The sequence below is a fragment of the uncultured Microbacterium sp. genome, from assembly GCF_913776565.1.
Taxonomy (GTDB): domain Bacteria; phylum Actinomycetota; class Actinomycetes; order Actinomycetales; family Microbacteriaceae; genus Microbacterium.
Map to the genome: position 1 here is coordinate 1 of NZ_CAJYPF010000187.1, position 16,774 is coordinate 16,774.

Annotated in this window: 17 protein-coding genes and 1 pseudogene; 7 read left to right on the forward strand and 11 right to left on the reverse strand. The window is 71.8% G+C overall.

The window, feature by feature from the left end; translation table 11 throughout:
- Positions 1–107 precede the first annotated feature (107 nt).
- The 4 genes and pseudogenes from QZ433_RS10355 to QZ433_RS10370 all read right to left on the reverse strand — a co-directional run.
- Positions 108–626, reverse strand: a pseudogene (locus QZ433_RS10355) (MFS transporter); the annotation flags it as partial.
- Positions 627–837: 211 nt separating this feature from the next.
- The gene (locus tag QZ433_RS10360; protein WP_295782915.1) at positions 838–1,176 is read right to left on the reverse strand and encodes an IclR family transcriptional regulator C-terminal domain-containing protein; all 339 of its coding nucleotides are present in this window, start codon (positions 1,174–1,176) and stop codon (positions 838–840) included.
- On the reverse strand, positions 1,176–1,634 hold the full coding sequence (locus QZ433_RS10365) for a helix-turn-helix domain-containing protein (protein ID WP_295782918.1): 459 nt from the start codon (positions 1,632–1,634) through the stop codon (positions 1,176–1,178). The genes QZ433_RS10360 and QZ433_RS10365 overlap by 1 nt, the downstream gene beginning before the upstream one ends.
- A 37-nt stretch (positions 1,635–1,671) precedes the next feature.
- The gene (locus QZ433_RS10370; RefSeq protein ID WP_295782921.1) at positions 1,672–2,727 is read right to left on the reverse strand and encodes a D-2-hydroxyacid dehydrogenase; all 1,056 of its coding nucleotides are present in this window, start codon (positions 2,725–2,727) and stop codon (positions 1,672–1,674) included.
- Positions 2,728–2,826: 99 nt separating this feature from the next.
- Between QZ433_RS10370 and QZ433_RS10375 the strand changes: the two genes are divergently transcribed.
- Positions 2,827–3,738 (forward strand): NAD(P)-dependent oxidoreductase, encoded by a 912-nt coding sequence (locus QZ433_RS10375; protein WP_295782927.1) that lies wholly within the window; start codon positions 2,827–2,829, stop codon positions 3,736–3,738.
- A gap of 53 nt (positions 3,739–3,791) precedes the next feature.
- Here the strand turns inward: QZ433_RS10375 and QZ433_RS10380 are convergent, their stop codons facing one another.
- Genes QZ433_RS10380 through QZ433_RS10390 form a run of 3 tightly spaced genes read right to left on the reverse strand, consistent with a single transcriptional unit; the run spans position 3,792 to position 6,977 of the window.
- Entirely contained in the window at positions 3,792–4,793 is a 1,002-nt protein-coding gene (locus tag QZ433_RS10380) for a zinc-binding dehydrogenase (RefSeq protein WP_295782929.1), read from the reverse strand.
- Positions 4,794–4,812: 19 nt separating this feature from the next.
- The gene (locus QZ433_RS10385; protein ID WP_295782932.1) at positions 4,813–5,592 is read right to left on the reverse strand and encodes an SDR family oxidoreductase; all 780 of its coding nucleotides are present in this window, start codon (positions 5,590–5,592) and stop codon (positions 4,813–4,815) included.
- Entirely contained in the window at positions 5,589–6,977 is a 1,389-nt protein-coding gene (locus QZ433_RS10390; protein WP_295782935.1) for a GntP family permease, read from the reverse strand. The genes QZ433_RS10385 and QZ433_RS10390 overlap by 4 nt, the downstream gene beginning before the upstream one ends.
- A gap of 144 nt (positions 6,978–7,121) precedes the next feature.
- On the opposite strand from QZ433_RS10390, the gene QZ433_RS10395 reads away from it, so the two are divergent.
- The 6 genes from QZ433_RS10395 to QZ433_RS10420 all read left to right on the forward strand — a co-directional run bounded on the left by QZ433_RS10395 (position 7,122) and on the right by QZ433_RS10420 (position 12,838).
- On the forward strand, positions 7,122–7,817 hold the full coding sequence (locus tag QZ433_RS10395) for an FCD domain-containing protein (protein WP_295782938.1): 696 nt from the start codon (positions 7,122–7,124) through the stop codon (positions 7,815–7,817).
- A 28-nt stretch (positions 7,818–7,845) separates the two neighbouring features.
- A complete protein-coding gene (locus tag QZ433_RS10400) occupies positions 7,846–8,364 on the forward strand; it encodes a gluconokinase (protein ID WP_295782941.1) in 519 nt (172 codons plus the stop codon).
- A gap of 86 nt (positions 8,365–8,450) precedes the next feature.
- Positions 8,451–10,046, forward strand: coding sequence for an NADP-dependent phosphogluconate dehydrogenase (gndA, locus tag QZ433_RS10405; protein ID WP_295782943.1), 1,596 nt, complete (start codon positions 8,451–8,453; stop codon positions 10,044–10,046).
- A 16-nt stretch (positions 10,047–10,062) separates the two neighbouring features.
- Positions 10,063–10,530: a VanZ family protein gene (locus tag QZ433_RS10410; protein ID WP_295782947.1), complete on the forward strand. Its 468-nt coding sequence runs from the start codon at positions 10,063–10,065 to the stop codon at positions 10,528–10,530.
- Between the two features lie 5 nt (positions 10,531–10,535).
- On the forward strand, positions 10,536–11,270 hold the full coding sequence (locus tag QZ433_RS10415) for a response regulator transcription factor (protein WP_295782950.1): 735 nt from the start codon (positions 10,536–10,538) through the stop codon (positions 11,268–11,270).
- Positions 11,271–11,395: 125 nt separating this feature from the next.
- Complete coding sequence (locus tag QZ433_RS10420) at positions 11,396–12,838, forward strand: HAMP domain-containing sensor histidine kinase (RefSeq protein ID WP_295782954.1); 1,443 nt, start codon at positions 11,396–11,398, stop codon at positions 12,836–12,838.
- A 19-nt stretch (positions 12,839–12,857) separates the two neighbouring features.
- Here the strand turns inward: QZ433_RS10420 and QZ433_RS10425 are convergent, their stop codons facing one another.
- The 4 genes from QZ433_RS10425 to QZ433_RS10440 form a co-directional block, all read right to left on the reverse strand.
- Positions 12,858–13,820 carry a S41 family peptidase gene (locus tag QZ433_RS10425; RefSeq protein ID WP_295782959.1) on the reverse strand — a complete coding sequence of 321 codons (963 nt, stop codon included), beginning with the start codon at positions 13,818–13,820 and terminating at the stop codon, positions 12,858–12,860.
- Positions 13,811–14,437: a hypothetical protein gene (locus tag QZ433_RS10430; protein ID WP_295782962.1), complete on the reverse strand. Its 627-nt coding sequence runs from the start codon at positions 14,435–14,437 to the stop codon at positions 13,811–13,813. Before QZ433_RS10430 ends, QZ433_RS10425 begins: the two co-directional genes overlap by 10 nt.
- A 70-nt stretch (positions 14,438–14,507) precedes the next feature.
- On the reverse strand, positions 14,508–16,061 hold the full coding sequence (locus QZ433_RS10435; RefSeq protein ID WP_295782964.1) for a flavodoxin reductase: 1,554 nt from the start codon (positions 16,059–16,061) through the stop codon (positions 14,508–14,510).
- Positions 16,058–16,774: FAD:protein FMN transferase (locus tag QZ433_RS10440; RefSeq protein ID WP_295782966.1), on the reverse strand; the 717-nt coding region annotated here is incomplete at its 5' end. The genes QZ433_RS10435 and QZ433_RS10440, both read right to left, overlap by 4 nt.

Genomic DNA, 16,774 nt, shown 5'->3' on the forward strand with positions numbered 1-16,774 from the left:
CGGTGTGGATGCAGTGGTCACGGCCATCTCCTTCGATCGGCTGGGGTCTTTCGACAGGCCGACTGTATCAACGGAGTGGACACAGTTCAATATGTTGAACTGAGGTGGATGCCGATGAACGGCAGCGCCGAGAAGAAGCCGCGGCGCTTCACCGGGGCGTATTCGGCCATGAGCACCGTCGCTCCCGCCTGCTCGGCTCCCGCGCCGAAGCCCTGGAGAAGGCGCATGATGACGAGCAGGATCGGCGCGAGGATGCCGACGGCCTCGTAGGTCGGCAGCAGTCCGATCGCGGTGGACGCCCCGCCCATGAGCAGGATCGTGATGACGAGGACCCACTTGCGCCCGAGCTTGTCGCCGAGCACGCCGAAGAACAGCCCGCCGAAGGGGCGGGCGAGGAAGCCGACGCCGTAGGTCGCGAAGGCGGCCACCGTGGCGAGGGCCGGGTTGTCCTGCGAGAAGAACAGGACGTTGAAGATCAGCGCCGTGGACAGCCCGTAGAGCGCGAAGTCGAAGTACTCCAGCGCGCTGCCGATGCTCGACGCGAGTGTCGCGCGGCGCAGGTTCGCGGCGTATTCGGGGTCATCCTGCGGCTGCGGCGTCGGTGTGGATGCAGTGGTCACGGCCATCTCCTTCGATCGGCTGGGGTCTTTCGACAGGCCGACTGTATCAACGGAGTGGACACAGTTCAATATGTTGAACTGAGGTGGATGCCGATCGTGAGGGCCGCGAGGGGACGGGCGGCCGCGGGGCGCGAGGGCGGCGAGGAGCGCACGCGGGGCGCGGGGGCGCCGCGGCGGCGGGGTGCGGCGGGACGTCGGCCCTCGGCGCGGGTGACGGTCAGGCCGAGCGCGACGCGCTGAACGGATTCGTCAGTGCCGCGGCGGCCTCGCGCAGCGCCGCACCGACTCGCGCGACGCGCTCGGCAGCGGCATCCGCGGCGGGGATGCCGACGCCGAGGGCCAGCTGAGGATCTCCCGGCGCCCACCCCTCGAGCGGCACGGCGACGCCGACGATGCCGCGGAAGGACTCCTCTTCGTCGACCGCCCACCCGCGCTCGCGCGCGGCGGCGAGCTTGGCGAGCACCGCGTCGACGTCGACCGTGCTGTGCTCGGTGAGCTTCGGCAGGGAGCCCTCGCGCGACAGGAGGGAGCGGACGTCGTCGTCGGCACGCGTCATCAGCAGCGCACGGCCGGTCGCCGACAGCGCCGCGGGCAGTCGCGACCCGAGAGCGGGGTTCCCAGACGCACCGAGCGCGACCCCTCGTACCGCGCGAGATAGAGCGCGTCGGCGTCGTCGAGCACGGCGACCTGCACGAGCTCGCTCTGCAGCACGGGAGAGCTCTCGCAGACGGCGTAGAACTCGCGCACCTGGTTGAACTGCGCGGCGAAGGCGCCGCCCAGTTCGGCCGTGCGGATGCCGAGTCGATACCCCAGCGGGACGCGCTCGATCATGCGCCCCGCCTCGAGCGAGAGGCAGAGGTTCGCGGTCGACGACTTCGCCAGGCCCAGCCCGGAGGCGAGCTCGGTCAGCGTGAGCGTGCGTCCGGCCTCGGCGAGGAGGCCGAGCAACCGGATGCTGCGGCCCACCGCGGGGGCGGGATCGCGCGCGAACGCGGTCGCGTCGTCGTCGCTCATCGGGACTCCCGTTCTCGGACGCCGCTCGCGAGGCGCCTCAGTAGAACTCGACCGTATCGACAACGGCGCGCAACGGCTCGCCATCGAGAAGGCGTGTGGCGTTCTCGGCGAAGCGACGCGCGATGCGCTCCTCCTCCTTGCGGTTCAGCGCCGCGGTGTGCGGACTGACCAGAACACGCGGATGCCGCCAGAGCGGCGAGTCCGTCGGGAGAGGTTCGGTCTCGAAGACGTCGAGCGCGGCGAACGCGACGCGACCGTCGTCGAGGGCGTCGAGCAGCACCGCTTCGTCGATCACCGTGCCGCGACCGACGCTCGCGAGGATGACGCCGGGCTTCACCGCCGAGAGGACCTCGGCGCCGATGAGGTGGTGGGTCTGGTCGGTTCCCGGGAGGGTGACCACGATGGCATCCACCTCCGCCACCGCGGAGACGAGCTCGTCGAGGGGGATCAGGCGGTCGACCCCCTCGACGGGGGCGCCGGAGCGGGTGGTCCCCCAGACCTGCGCGCCGAGGGCGTGGAACCGGCGCGCGCACTCCGCGCCGATGCCGCCGAGACCGACGACCAGCACGGTCATCTCGTCGACCTGGCGCATCTCCCAGCGATCGGTCCACCGCCGGTCGGCCTGCTGCTGCGCGAGACGCGGGAGGTCTTTGGCGCCCGCGAGCACGCCGAACACGGCGAACTCGGCCAGCGGGCCGCCGTGCACTCCCGCGCTCGTGGTGAAGACGATGCGGTCGAGGGACTCGGGGGCGAGGCCCGCGGCCTTCACCTGCCCTCCCCCGCCGGCGGCGGTGGTCATGACCCACCGGAGGCGGGGATTGGCGGCGACCGTGCGCGCGAGGGCGGCGGGATCGACGTCGGGGATGCCGAAGAGGGCGTCGGCGGAGTCGACCAGGTCGTCGAAGGCCCGCTGCTGCGCGGGGGTGCGTTCGTGCGCCGGGTCGCCGGACCAGTCGGCGGGGCCGCGCATCGGGCGCACGAGGGTCGCGTCGCGGACCAGCTCGAGGCGCGGCTCGAGGCGCTCGATCAGCCGGCAGTGCTCTTCGCTCAGCGGCACCGCCACCACCGCGCGTAGGCTTTCGCTCGTCGACATCGTCGTCTCCCTCCGTCGGGGCCCGGTCCGCGGACACCTCGTCGTTGTACACCATACTGAACTCTGTTCAACCTGTTGTCCAGTCGATAGGATGCCGCCATGACCACCCTCGATGACGAGTCCGGCCCGCTCCCCGCTTCCTCCGACGTCCGCGTCGGCGTCTGGGGACTGGGGGCGATGGGCGAGCCGATGGCCCGGCACCTCCTCGACGCACGCGGCTCGCTCACCGTGCACGCCCGGCACGAACGGCGCGCGCTCACCGACGCCGGGGCGCACTGGGCTCCCACCGCCCGCGACCTCGCCGCCGCGTGCGACGCGATCCTCGTGATGCTGCCCGACCTCCCTCAGCTCGAAGAGCACCTCGAGGGTCCGGACGGACTCCTCGCGGGCGTCCAGGGGCGCGAGCTCCTCCTCATGATCGGGTCCACCTCGTCGCCCGTGGGCGTGCGCGATCTCGCCGAGCGCCTGCCGGACGGCATCCGCGTCGTCGACTGCCCCGTATCGGGCGGGCAGGACGGCGCGACGGCGGGGACCCTGTCGATCATGCTCGGCGGCGACACGGCCGACACCGACCTCGCCGCGTCGCTCCTCGACCCGTGCGGCACCCCGGTGCGCCTGGGACCGCTCGGCGCCGGCGAGGTCGCGAAGGCGTGCAATCAGATGGTCGTCGCGGCGACCATCATCGCGCTCGGCGAAGCGACCGAGCTCGCCGCCCGCTCGGGCGTCGACCCGGCGGCCCTCTGGGACCTGCTCGGCGGCGGCTACGCGGGCTCGAACCTGCTGGCCAGCCGCCGCGACAAGCTCGTCCGCGGCGACGACTCCCCCAGCGGCATCGCGCAGTACATGGTGAAGGACCTGGGCTTCGCCGCCGACGTGGCCGCGGCGACCGACACGCGACCCGCGCTGCTGCCCGCCCTGCGCGCGACCTTCGACGAGATCGTCGACCGCGGCCTCGGCGAGCGCGACATCGCCGTCACCCGCCGCTTCACGGCCGAGCGCAGCGCCGACTGACGGGCGAACGAGAACGCCCCGGGGGCCGCGGCCACCGGGGCGTTCGTCGTCGTTCAGAGCGCGAAGACGACCTTGCCGGAGCGCTGCGAGTCACGGGCCGTGGCGAAGGCCTCGGCGGCATCCGTCACCGCGAACTCGTGCGTCAGGGCGCTCTCGATGCCCGGGGTGGTCGCGAGCAGCTCCACCGCGCGGTCGATCTCGTCGCGGAAGCGGAACGCCCCGAGGTACCGCACCTCTTTCGAGATGAAGGGGGCGAGGTTGACCGGGCGCGGGTCGTCGGGGAGCATCCCGACCTGCACGACGGTGCCGCCGGGACGCACCGCCTTCAGTGCCGTCGAGATCGAGACGGGCACACCCGAGCACTCCAGGACGACGGCGTAGGCGTTCGCCTCGACCGCCTCGGTCGAGACATCGACGGTCGACGCCGCCCCGAGCGCCGCGGCGCGCTCGAGCGGACCGGCGAGGACATCGGTCGCCGTGACGCGGGCTCCCGCCGCCACCGCGGCGGCCACGGCCATCAGGCCGATCGGTCCCGACCCGGTGACCAGCACCTCGAGCCCCTCCACGTCTCCGGCCTTGCCGAGCGCGTGCAGGGCGACGGCGAGGGGCTCGGCCAGTACCGCGCGGCGCACGGGCAGCTCCTCGGGCAGCACGCGCACCATGTCGGCCTCGACGACGAGGTACTCGGATGCCGCGCCCTGCGTGTGCGGCCAGGTCGAGGCGCTGCCCAGGTACGACCCGCCGGGCCACAGGTGCGGCGCGTCTTCGATGCCCTCGCGCGGCGTCCCGAAGCGCGCGGGGTGCACGGTGACCGGCGTCCCCGGAGCCAGGGCCCCGGAGGGGTCGAGATCGACCCGACCGGAGAGCTCGTGACCGGGGACCAGCGGCTCGCGCACGACGAACGCCCCGTTGGCGCCCTCGTAGTAGTAGTGCAGGTCGGATCCGCAGATGCCGACGTACTCCACGCGCAGGCGCACCTGCCCCTCACCGGGCTCGGGCACGGCCACCTCGCGCACCTCGGCGGTGAGCGCCTTCTCGATCAGCAGCGATTTCATCGGTGCATCCTCTCCGCGGTCAGACGACCGCCGTCATCCCGCCGTCGACGAAGATGTTCTGCCCCGAGACGAAGCTCGACGCGTCGGAGGCGAGGAACAGCAGGGCTCCCCGCAGCTCGTCGAAATCGCCCCAGCGCGCGGCCGGCGTGCGCTGGGTCAACCAGCGCGTGAAGTCGGGGTCGTCGACCAGGTCGCGATTCATCTCGGTCGCGAAGTACCCCGGACTGAGGGCGTTGACCTGGATGCCGAAGCGCGCGAGGTCGGCGGCCATGCCCGCGGTCAGTTGGGCGACGCCGCCCTTCGTCGCCGAGTAGGGCGCGATCGTCTGGCGCGCGAGGCGCGACTGCACCGAGGCGACGTTGACGATCTTGCCCGAGCCGCGCGCGACCATCGCGGGCGTGACGAAACGCGAGACGTAGAACACCCCGGAGAGGTTGGCCGCGACGATGTCGTCCCAGTCGGAGACGGCGAACTCGTGGATCGGCGCCCGGCGCTGCACCCCGGCGTTGTTGACGAGGATGTCGGGGACGCCCACCTGCGCGAGCAGCTCGCCCACCGCGGACTCGACCGCCGCGGCATCCGTCACATCGAACGTGACCGCGTGCGCGGGACGGCCCGACAGCTCCTCGGCCTCGGCGCGGGTGTCTTCGACGGCGGCCGCGTCGCGTCCGTGCACGACGACCCGCGCTCCCCCGCGCGCGAGCGTCAGGGCGAGCGCCCGACCGAGGCCGCGGGACGACCCCGTGACCAGGGCGAGGCGGTCGGAGACGTCGAACAGGTCGGCGTTCGCGCCGGTCACAGGAGGGCTCCGATGCCGAAGACGAGCAGGGCGGCGAGGAAGCCGAGCACCGACTCGATCGCCTGCTGCACGGTCCACGTCTTCAGCGTGGTCTTGACGTCCATGCCCATCAGGCGGCCCACGAGCCAGAAGCCCGAGTCGTTGACGTGACCGGCGAAGACGGATCCGGCCGCCGTGGCCAGCGTGATGGCCACGACCTGCAGCGGCGAGAAGTCGCCCGCCATGACGGCCGGGGCGGCGAGGCCCGCGGCGGTGACGAGGGCGACGGTCGCCGAGCCCTGGGCCAGACGCAGGATCACGGCGATGATGTACGCGGCGACGATGACCGGCAGTCCGAGGTCGCTCAGGCTGTCGGCGAGCGCATCGCCGATCCCCGACGCGCGCAGCACGGCACCGAACATGCCGCCGGCGCCGGTGATGAGGATGACCGAGCAGACCGGGCCGAGGGCCGAGTCGACGACCTTCTCGAGCGCCGTGCCGTTCTCGCCGCGGCGGAAGCCGAACACGACGGTGGCCACCAGCACGGTGATGAGCAGGGCGACGGGCGAGTTGCCGAGCAGGATGAGCACCTGCACGAGCGTGTTGTCGGTGGGGACGACGCCGCCGGCGCCGAGGGTCGTGAGACCCGTGTTGAGGAAGATGAGCAGCATCGGCAGCAGCAGCACGGCGATGACCGTGAGCGGCTTGGGCGGGTTGGCGGGCTGGTCGGCGTCGACGTCGCCGAAGAGCGCGGGAACGGGCAGCACGATGCGCTTCGCGATGAACTTGCCCCAGAGGTAGCCCGAGAGGTACCAGATCGGGAAGGCGATGAGCAGGCCGACGATGAGGACGAGGCCGAGGTTGGCGCCGTACAGACCGCTCGCGGTGACGGGACCGGGGTGCGGCGGCAGGAAGACGTGCATGACCGAGAAGGCGGCGGCGGCCGGGAGGCCGAACAGCAGCACGTTGTTGCCCGAGACGCGGCGGGCGATCGCGAAGATGATCGGGAGCATCATCACCAGGCCGGCGTCGAAGAACATCGGGAAGCCGAGGATGAGCGACACGATGCCGAGGGCGAAAGGCGCCCGCTTCTCGCCGAACACCCGCACGAACGTCTCGGCGAGCGATTGCGCACCGCCGGAGTGCTCGATGAGGCGGCCGAGCATCGCGCCGAGGGCGACGAGCAGGGCCACCGTGCCGAGGGTTCCTCCGAATCCTCCGGTCAGGGTCGTCACGATCGTCGACACCGGGATGCCGGCGACGAACGCCGTCACGAGCGACACGATGATGAGCGCGAGGAAGGCGTGCACCTTCAGCCAGATGATGAGCACGAGGATGAGCGCGATCGCGCCCGCGGCGATGGCGAGCAGGGGCGCCGTGCCGAGTGTCTGGGTCCAGTCGTCCAAGAGATCTCCGTTGATTCAGCCGGTCGGACGCGGGGTCGGGCATGCTGTGAACGCCGTGCGTCCGCCGGGGCGGTCACGGCATCTTCACACAATGATCATATTTTTGACAAGATAAGGTCGTACCAACCGACCTAAGGAGGGGTCATGGCCCGCGCTTCGCACGGATCGCTGGTGGATGCCATCGGCATGCGGGTCGTCGACGGCGACCTCCCCGCCGGTCACGTGCTGACCCTCGCCGCCCTCGAAGAGGAATACGGCGTCTCGCGGACCGTGGTGCGCGAGGCCGTGCGCGTCCTCGAGGCCATGGGCATGCTCGAGCAGCGCCGCCGCGTCGGGATCACCGTGCGCGCGGCCGCGCACTGGAGCGCCCTGGACACCCGGCTGATCGGCTGGCAGCTGGCCGGGCGTCGCCGCGACCAGCTGATCGTCAACACGACCGAGCTGCGCGCCGCGATCGAGCCCGTGGCCGCGCGCCTCAGCGCCCGCCGCGCGACCGACCTGCAGCGCGGCGAGATCCTCCGCCTCGCCGAGGAGCTCGACCGCCTCGGAGCCGCGGGCCTCGGGAACTCCCCCGAGTACCTCGCCGCCGACATCGCCTTCCACGACCTGATCCTGCTATCGAGCGGCAACCTCATGCTCGCGGCGGCGCGCGCCCCCATCGCCGCCGCGATCGAGGGACGCGCGATGCACGGCCTGACGCCCGGCATCCCGAACCCCGACGCGCTCGACAACCACGTGGCGACGGCCGCCGCGATCGCCCGGGCCGACGCCGACGCCGCCGAGGAGCACACGCGACGCTACGTCGCGGCCGTGCTCAGCGAAGTCCGCCTGAGCATCTGACCCCCTTCCCCCGACGAAGAGAGAAGCCATGACCGTCCCTGTCCCCGTCCTCGTGTTCATGGGCCCCGCCAGCACCGGCAAGTCCACCGTCGCCGGCATGCTCGCCGGTCGCCTCGGGTGGGACTTCCAAGAGGGCGACGACCTCCACCCCGCCGAGAACGTCGCGAAGATGGCCTCCGGTCACGCGCTGAACGACGAGGACCGCTGGCCCTGGCTCGACCGGGTCGCGGGATGGATCGACGGGCAGATCGCCGCCGGGCGACCCGGGATCGTCACGTGCTCCGCGCTCAAGCGGAGCTACCGCGACGTGCTGCGGCGCGACGACGTGACCTTCGTCCTGCTCATGGGCGACCCGAAGCTCGTGCTCGAGCGCCTGCTGCGCCGCCAGGGGCACTACATGCCGCCGTCGCTGCTGACGTCGCAGTTCGAGACGCTGGAGATGCCGGATGCCGACGAGCAGGCGATCCGCGTCGACCTCGATCTGACCCCGGGTGAGCAGGTGCAGGAGGTCGTCGACCGTCTCCAGCTCACGCATACCCCGTCCTGAAACACACGCGGGCCGAGCCGATAAAGTGACGGAGGCGGCCCACGTGAGCCCGCCCACCCCCTTCGCACCTGAATACGGAGCAACGCATGACGTCGACCACTCCCCCGACCGGCCCCTCGAACGATCAGGACCAGGCCCCGCACCAGGCCGCACAGGTGCACGAAGGCGCCCCCGGCATCGAAGAGGTGGACCGCCCCACCGCCGACGCGGGCTCGCGTCCCGCCGGCGAGGGCGACGGCCGCGCCAACATCGGCGTCGTCGGCCTGGCCGTCATGGGCTCCAACCTCGCCCGCAACCTCGCCAGCCGCGAGGGCAACACGGTCGCGATCTTCAACCGCAGCAAGGACAAGACCGACCACGTGCTCGAGAACCACCCCGAGGCGAACTTCGTCGCGTCGTTCTCGTACGAGGACTTCGCCGCCTCGCTGTCGAAGCCGCGTACCGCGATCATCATGGTCAAGGCCGGTCGCCCCACCGACTTCGTCATCGACGAGCTCGTCAAGGTCTTCGAGCCCGGCGACATCATCGTCGACGGCGGCAACGCGCTGTTCACCGACACCATCCGCCGCGAGAAGGCCGTGCGGGACACGGGCATCAACTTCGTCGGCATGGGCGTGTCGGGCGGCGAAGAGGGCGCGCTGCGCGGCCCCTCCATCATGCCGGGCGGCTCCGACGAGGCCTGGGCCACCCTCGGCCCGATCCTGAAGTCGATCGCCGCCGTCGCCGAGGGCGAGCCCTGCGTCACCCACGTCGGCCACGACGGCGCGGGCCACTTCGTGAAGATGGTCCACAACGGCATCGAGTACGCCGACATGCAGCTCATCGCCGAGGCCTACGACCTCATCCGCCGCGCCACGGGCAAGACCCCCGCCGAGATCGCCGACGTGTTCGCCGAGTGGAACCGCGGCGAGCTGGAGTCGTACCTCATCGAGATCACCGCCGAGGTTCTTCGCCAGACCGACGCCGACACCGGCAAGCCCCTCGTCGACGTCATCCTCGACCAGGCCGGCGCCAAGGGCACCGGAGCGTGGACCGTGCAGACCGCCCTCGACCTGGGCGTGCCGGTCTCGGGCATCGCCGAGGCGACTTTCGCCCGGTCGCTGTCGAGCCACCCCGAGCAGCGCGAGGTCTCGCGCGATCTCCCCGGCCCCTCGGGCACCGACGTGCTCTCGGGCGAGGATGCCGACGCGTTCATCGAGCAGGTGCGCCTGGCGCTGTACGCCTCGAAGATCGTCGCCTACTCGCAGGGCTTCGACGAGATCCGCGCGGGCGCCGCGCAGTACGACTGGAACATCGACCTCGGCGCGGTGTCGAAGATCTGGCGCGGCGGCTGCATCATCCGCGCGCAGTTCCTCAACCGCATCGCCGAGGCGTACGACGCCGAGGCCGAGCTGCCCGTGCTGCTGACCGCCCCGTACTTCGTCGAGGCCCTCGGCCGCGCCCAGGACGCCTGGCGCCACATCGACTCGCTGTCGGCGGCGAGCGGCATCCCCGCCCCCGCCTTCAGCTCGTCGCTGGCGTACTACGACGGTCTGCGCGCCGAGCGCCTGCCCGCCGCCCTGATCCAGGGCCAGCGCGACTTCTTCGGTGCGCACACCTACCGTCGCATCGACAAGGAGGGCACCTTCCACACGCTCTGGTCGGGCGACCGCTCCGAGATCGAAGCCGAAGACACCCACTGATTCCCGGGGGTCGATCATGACGAAGCGGCGGCGGGCAGTGCTCGTCGCCGCTTCGTGCACGTATGCGTTCGCGGTGTGGTGGATGACGCTGCGCCCCTCGATCTACGACGCCGAGGTCGGCGGCATCCTGGACCGGGTCCTGCAGATGCTCGCGGCGTCACCGGCGACAGCCTGGGTGACCTTCGACGTCGTCGAGTCGGGGTCCAACGTGGCCATGTTCGTTCCACTCGGCCTGCTCGTGGTGTGGTGGGGCGGGCGGTGGTGGCAGGGCCTGGTGCTCGCGGCGACGCTGAGCACGGCGATCGAGCTGACCCAGCTGTGGTTCCTGCCGACGCGCGTCGCGGACGTCGGCGACGTCATCGCCAACACCGCGGGCGCGGCACTCGGCCTGCTCCTGGCGACGGGTCTGCGCCGATGGCGTCGGCGCTCACAGCAAGCCCATAACGCTCACCATAGAAAGCTCATAGATACGAGCGCACAATGAGTTCCATGACCGCGACCGCCGCCGCCCCCGCCTTCACCCGCCCCGATGGGAGCCCGCTGCGCGTGCTCGTCGTCGACGACGAGCAGATGCTGACCGACCTGCTGTCGATGGCCCTGCGGATGGAGGGCTGGGACGTCAAGACCGCGGGTTCGGGCTTCGACGCCCTGCAGTCGGCGCGGGATTTCGAACCGGATGCCATGGTGCTGGACATCATGATGCCCGACCTCGACGGGATGGCGGTGCTGCAGCGTCTGCGCCACTCGGGCAACGACGTGCCCGTGCTGTTCCTCACCGCCAAGGACGCCGTCGCCGATCGCGTCGCGGGACTCACCGCCGGGGGCGACGACTACGTCACCAAGCCGTTCAGCCTCGAAGAGGTCGTCGCGCGCCTGCGCGGACTCATGCGCCGCGCCGGGACCGCCCTCACGCGCGACTCCGAGCCGATCCTGCGCGTGGGCGACCTGTCGCTCAACGAGGACAGCCACGAGGTCGTGCGCGGCGGCCGCGAGATCGAGTTGACGGCGACGGAGTTCGAGCTGCTGCGCTTCCTCATGCGCAACCAGCGCCGCGTCGTGTCGAAGGCGCAGATCCTCGACCGCGTGTGGAACTACGACTTCGGCGGACGCTCCAGCGTCGTCGAGCTGTACATCTCGTACCTGCGCAAGAAGATCGACGCCGGCAACGAGCCCCTCATCCACACCGTGCGCGGGGTGGGCTACATGATCAAAGCCCCCCAGTGAGTCTGCCCCCGCGACCGGCTCCCCCGGTTCCCCCCGCGGCCGCTCCGGCGGAGCGCGCCGCGACCGGACCCGATCGCGGCGGCGCCACGCGGTTCGGACGCCCGTGGACGCTGCAGGCGCGGTTGATGACAGCCGTGATCGGGATGGTCGCGTTCATCCTCGTGATGATCGGCATCTCGACCAGCGCGATCCTCAGCCAGGTGCTGTACGTGAACCTCGGGGCGCAGGTCGACGACACCGCGTCCTCGATCCAAGCACGCGCCGCGTTCCAGAGCACCGCCCAAGAGGTCCTGCAGTCGGGCTATTTCGACACGGGCACCCTTCTGGTCATGAACTCGCGGTCCACGGGGGTCACGGGCGCGGTCGTCACCGACGACGGTGCCCGGGCACTGACCTCCGACGACCTCGGCGGCATCGCCGACAGCCTGCAGGCCGCCGACACCGACGCCCAGACGGTCGAACTGCCGAACCTCGGCGAATACCGGGTCCGCGCCTTCCCCACCCCGGGAAGCAACACGCTCTTCCTGGTCGGACTGCCGCTGTCGCAGGTCACCGGCACGATTGGCGCGATCCTGACGACCGTGGCCCTCGTCACCGCCGGCGGTCTGCTGCTGCTCGCCGTCGTGATCGCGATCGTCATCCGCCTGGGGCTGCGTCCCCTGCGCGCCGTCGCCGAGACCGCCACGCGCGTCGCCTCGCTGCGCATGGATCAGGGCGATGTCTCGATCACCGAGCGCGTGCCCGCCGAGCAGGTCGACGCGCATACCGAGATCGGTCAGGTCGGTGCGGCGCTGAACACCCTGCTCGACCGCGTGGACACGTCGCTCTCGGCACGCCAGCGCAACGAGGAGATGATGCGCCGCTTCGTCGCGGACGCCAGCCACGAACTGCGGACGCCGCTGGCATCCATCCGCGGTTTCAGCGAGCTGTCGTTGCGCGCTATGCGCCAGGCACAGGACGACGAGAGCCGCCAGCGGATCGCGATGGCCGTGGAGACGACCGAGCAGTCGCTCGAGCGCATCCAGGCGCAGTCCCTGCGGATGACGACGCTCGTCGAGGACCTGCTGCTGCTGGCGCGGCTCGACGAGGGGCAGGAGCTCGTCTACGGATCGGTCGACCTGACGCGGCTCGCGGTCGAGGCCGTGGGCGACGCACGCCCCGCGGGACCCGATCACTCGTGGACGATCGACGTGCCCGACACCCCGGTGGAACTCGCGGGCGACGCGTCGCGGTTGCACCAGGTGGTCGCGAACCTGCTCGCCAACGCGCGCACGCACACTCCCGCCGGCAGCGTGGTCGCCGTGTCTCTGACGCACGAGGGGTCCGAGGCGGTGCTGCGGGTGCACGACGACGGCCCCGGCATCGACCCCTCGGTCGCCTCGCAGCTGTTCGAGCGCTTCGCCCGCGCGGACCGCTCGCGTGACCGCAAGACCGGTGGTACGGGACTGGGACTGTCGATCGCCAAGGCGATCGTCGACGCCCACCACGGAACGATCACCGTGCGCAGCACCCCGGGCGACACGACGTTCGAGGTGCGACTGCCGGCCAAGCCCGCCGACCCGGCCTGAGCGGAACGGATGCCGCGACTCACCCGCAGCGCGAGGCGACCGCGGCCCGCGCCGCCGCGAGGTCGGGCCCCGGAGCCACCTCGACGTCGGGGACCAGCGGGCCGTTCTGCCGCGTTCCCGAACGGTCGACGTCGTAGGTGGTGGTCAGGATGAGCCACGAGCCGTCGCTGAGCTCGCGCACCTCGTTGCCGGTCGTCAGTCCCGCCGTCGGCTTACCGACGCGCACGGCATCGGCCTGCCCCTGGAAGGCGATCGCGACGATCTCGGCCGCGCTCGCGGTCATCGACGAGGTCATCACCGCGACGGGCGCGTCGATGGTGAAGCCCCCGGGCGTCGTGGTGTCGGGCCCGCCGGGCGTCGACACCACTCCCCCGTCCTCGACTCGCGCCCAGGCGATCTCGTCGTCGCGCTGCAGTCCGACGATCTCGCCGTCGTCGAGGAGGGGGGCCGCGACGGCGAGCATCGGCCAGGCGTTGCCCCCGCCGTTGGTGCGCAGGTCGATGATCCATCCGCAGGTGGTGGCGGGCACGGCATCCCTCATCGCCGTCAGTCCGGCGTCGACGTACGTCGACATGGCCTCGGCGGACTGGCCGTTGAACGAGGGCAGTTCCACCCGCGTGACGCCCTCGAACGTCGACGCGGTCGGCACCGCAAAACCCGCCCCGGGTTGATCGGCCGCCTCGTAGGCGGCGACGTCGACCGGCGGGGCGAAGCTCGAGTGCTCACCGCCCGCCGCCACCGCGAGCTGCTGCAGACCCGCGTACGTGTCGGCGATCGTGGGCGCCGCGCGCAAGGTCGGCCCCAGCTCGTCGACCGCCCGGCGGAACTCTTCGGAATCCGCGTGGATGCCGTCACGCATCTCGGCGATCGCCGCGTCCACGTACGCGGACACCGCGGTGTCGGTCGTCGGGCCCGCGCACCCGGCGCTGAGCGCGACCGTCGTGGCGACGACGACGGCGGAGCCGACGGCCCTCAGTCCCACAGAGGACGCACCTCGGCGGCCAGGGCGCGCAGGTGGCCTCCGTCGAGCGAGAACCGCGACTCGGCGACCCCGAACGTCGTCCACTGCACGACGACGTCGAGCGGACCCTCGGGCGGCAGCGGCCACAGCCACAGACCGTCGTGCATCGTGTAGTCGTCGCCCCCGCCCGATCCGCCCTGACCCGTCACGCGGACGGTATGGCGCTGCGGCTCGGAGGCCGCGTCGTTCCGGTGCGGATCGGGGAACCCGAACGGGTCGTCCAGGAAGAGCCGCTGCCCGTCACCCAGCGACAGTCCCCAGCGCAGCCGCCCCGGAGAACGATCGGCCACCCCGAAGTGACCCGCGAAATCCATCTGCGCGAGCTGCCACTCGCGCGGATCGCGTCCGCCGCGGCGCAGGTGCCGATCGAGCAGGATCTCGACCCCGTCCGAGAAGACGCGCACGCCCATCAGGGCGATGACGACGTCGTCCCCGCGCGCGAGCAGCCCGGTCGGGCCCGAGAGCACCGGGATCTCATCGCGCGGCGGTTCGAAGGAGGGCATCCGCTCGGACCGCCCGTCGAAGCGGTCGCCGTCATCGTCGTCGACGGGATCCGAGGAGAAGAAGACCGAGCGCATGACCCCACTCTCTCCGCTGGCGGCGCGAGACGCCAGTCCCGCGTCGAGCGGTTGCGCCCCCGGTGGCGGTTCAGTACCCCGCGAACGCGTCGGTGGTGAGCGACCTCGCCCTCGCCAGCGCCGGGGCGAGCGCCGAGATGAGCCGCGGGGGTCCCGAGACGTAGGCCGCGCGACGCGCGATGTCGGGCACCGCCGCGAGGAGGGAATCGGCATCCACCCGGTCCGGTCCCGCCCACGTCCAGCCGGCGGGGAAGTCCATGGGTTCGTCACGACAGAACACCACGACCGGGATGCCGCCGGCGGCGATGTCGTCGCGGAACGCCAGCTCCGCCGCCTCCGACACGACGTACACCAGGACGACGTCGCGCTGCTGCCCCGAGGCGACGAGGTGACGCAGCTGCGACACGAAGGGGGTCACGCCGATCCCCGCCGCGACCAGCAGGACCGGCGCCGTCGGACGCGACGGCAGCACGAAATCGCCCCACACACCCGTGACCGCGAGCGTCGACCCGCTCTGGACGGCGGCGAGGGCGCGCTTGTACGACGACTGCGAGCCGTCCTTGAACGCGATCCGCACCTCGGGCAGGTCCTCGGGGGCCGAGGCGATCGAGAACTCGCGCCTCGTGCCGCGCCGGTCGGGCCGGCGATGCGGCACGTCGAGCTCGAGATACTGCCCCGGCGAGAAACGGAACGGCCGCGCCGCGCGGAAGGTGAGCTCCCGCACCGTGGGGGTGAGGTCGCGTCGACCCTCGACGCGCAGGCGCACCGCCGCCCGCAGGCAGAAGAGGAACGCCAGCAGATTGCCGACCAGCAGCGCCCGCTCCTGGCCCAGGGTGATCCCGCCCACCGGCAGCGGCCATCCCGCCAGCACGCCGACGAGGATCGCGACCGCGTACTGCTGCGCCCGCCGCGGCGGCAGGGTGAGGGGTTCGGACAACATGAACGCGCCGAGGAACAGGAACGGCGACGACAGGGCCACCTGCGACAGCACCGCCGGGACGTCGACGGCGAAGCCCGCCGCCTGGAACTGCACGGTCGTGCGGACGAACGCCACGGTCATCGCCACGACCCAGAACGTCGCCACGATCGGCAGCTTGTCGGTGCGCGCGAGCAGGACGACCCCGAGGACGACGACGGGAACCGCCAACCACGGCGACCCCACCCACCACGCCGACCCGCCCAGGTCGGGGGCGAAGACGCTGAGGATGGTCAGCACCGTCGCCCCGGTCGCGGCCGGATTGAAGATGTGGCGCCCCCGCCAGGCGAGCAGGTATTTGCTCGCGGATGCCACGACCCCCGCGATCGCGAGCCCCGCCAGGCCCAGCGGGTCCACGCTCGGGCGCACGACGAACAGGAGGATCGCGGCGGTGATGAGAGAGGACTCCAGGCGGAGCGGCATCCGGAGCATCTTCTGCACCACGGCGTCGGTGAGAGCGCACGCGAGCGTGAGCACCACGATGCTCGCGACGAGCTCCAGCGGCTGCGGCACCACCAGCCCCGCGAACGACAGCAGCAGCGAGATCACCGCCAGCAGTCCCAGCGCCGACAGCACCAGGCGGTACATCGAGACCCGGCCGATCACGCCGAGCACGCGGGTCGACCCCGCGGTGAGCGTTGCGCTCATGAGAAGACCTCTCCGTCGAAACCGGGCGACCACTCCACGCGCCCGTCGGTGCTCATGCGGACCCAGTCGGCATCCCAGGATGCCGCCAGCTCGGGCCCGCCGTCGAAGAACAGCGCCGTTGCCAGGGCGTCGGCCCGCATCGCCGTCTCGGCCAGCGCCCACGTCGCCGCGTACGCGCGCACGGGCGCTCCCGTGCGGGCGTCGAGGACGTGATGCAGTCCGTCGCCCCACGCCCGCCGGTTGATCGCCGAGGCGCAGAGGGCCCGATCGGCGACGGTCACGGCGCCGATGGCGCGCGAGGCGTCGTACGGGTGCTCGAGGCCGACCCGCACCGGAGCGCCCCGGGCGGCCAGGTCGCCCGACGCGTCGACGATCACATCGCCCGCCGTGCGGGCGGCGACGACGTCGAGCACCCGATCGACCAGCCGCCCCTTTCCGAGCGCACCGACGTCGATCGTCGCGGGCGCCGCGAGCGAGAGCGAGCCGTCCCAGCGCAGCGTCTCGCGCCACGCGGGAGCCGGACGCGGCTCCCCGCGCGGCGCCAGGCTCACCCGCGCGTCGTAGCCCAGCCGCACGAGCGCGTCGCCCACGAGCGGGTTCACCGCCCCACCGGTCGCCGCGTCGAGCTCGTCGTACAGCGAGAGCATGGCATCCGCGTCCTCGGGAAGGGGGACGGATGCCACCCGCCCCGCCGCGAGCGCCGACACCAGCGA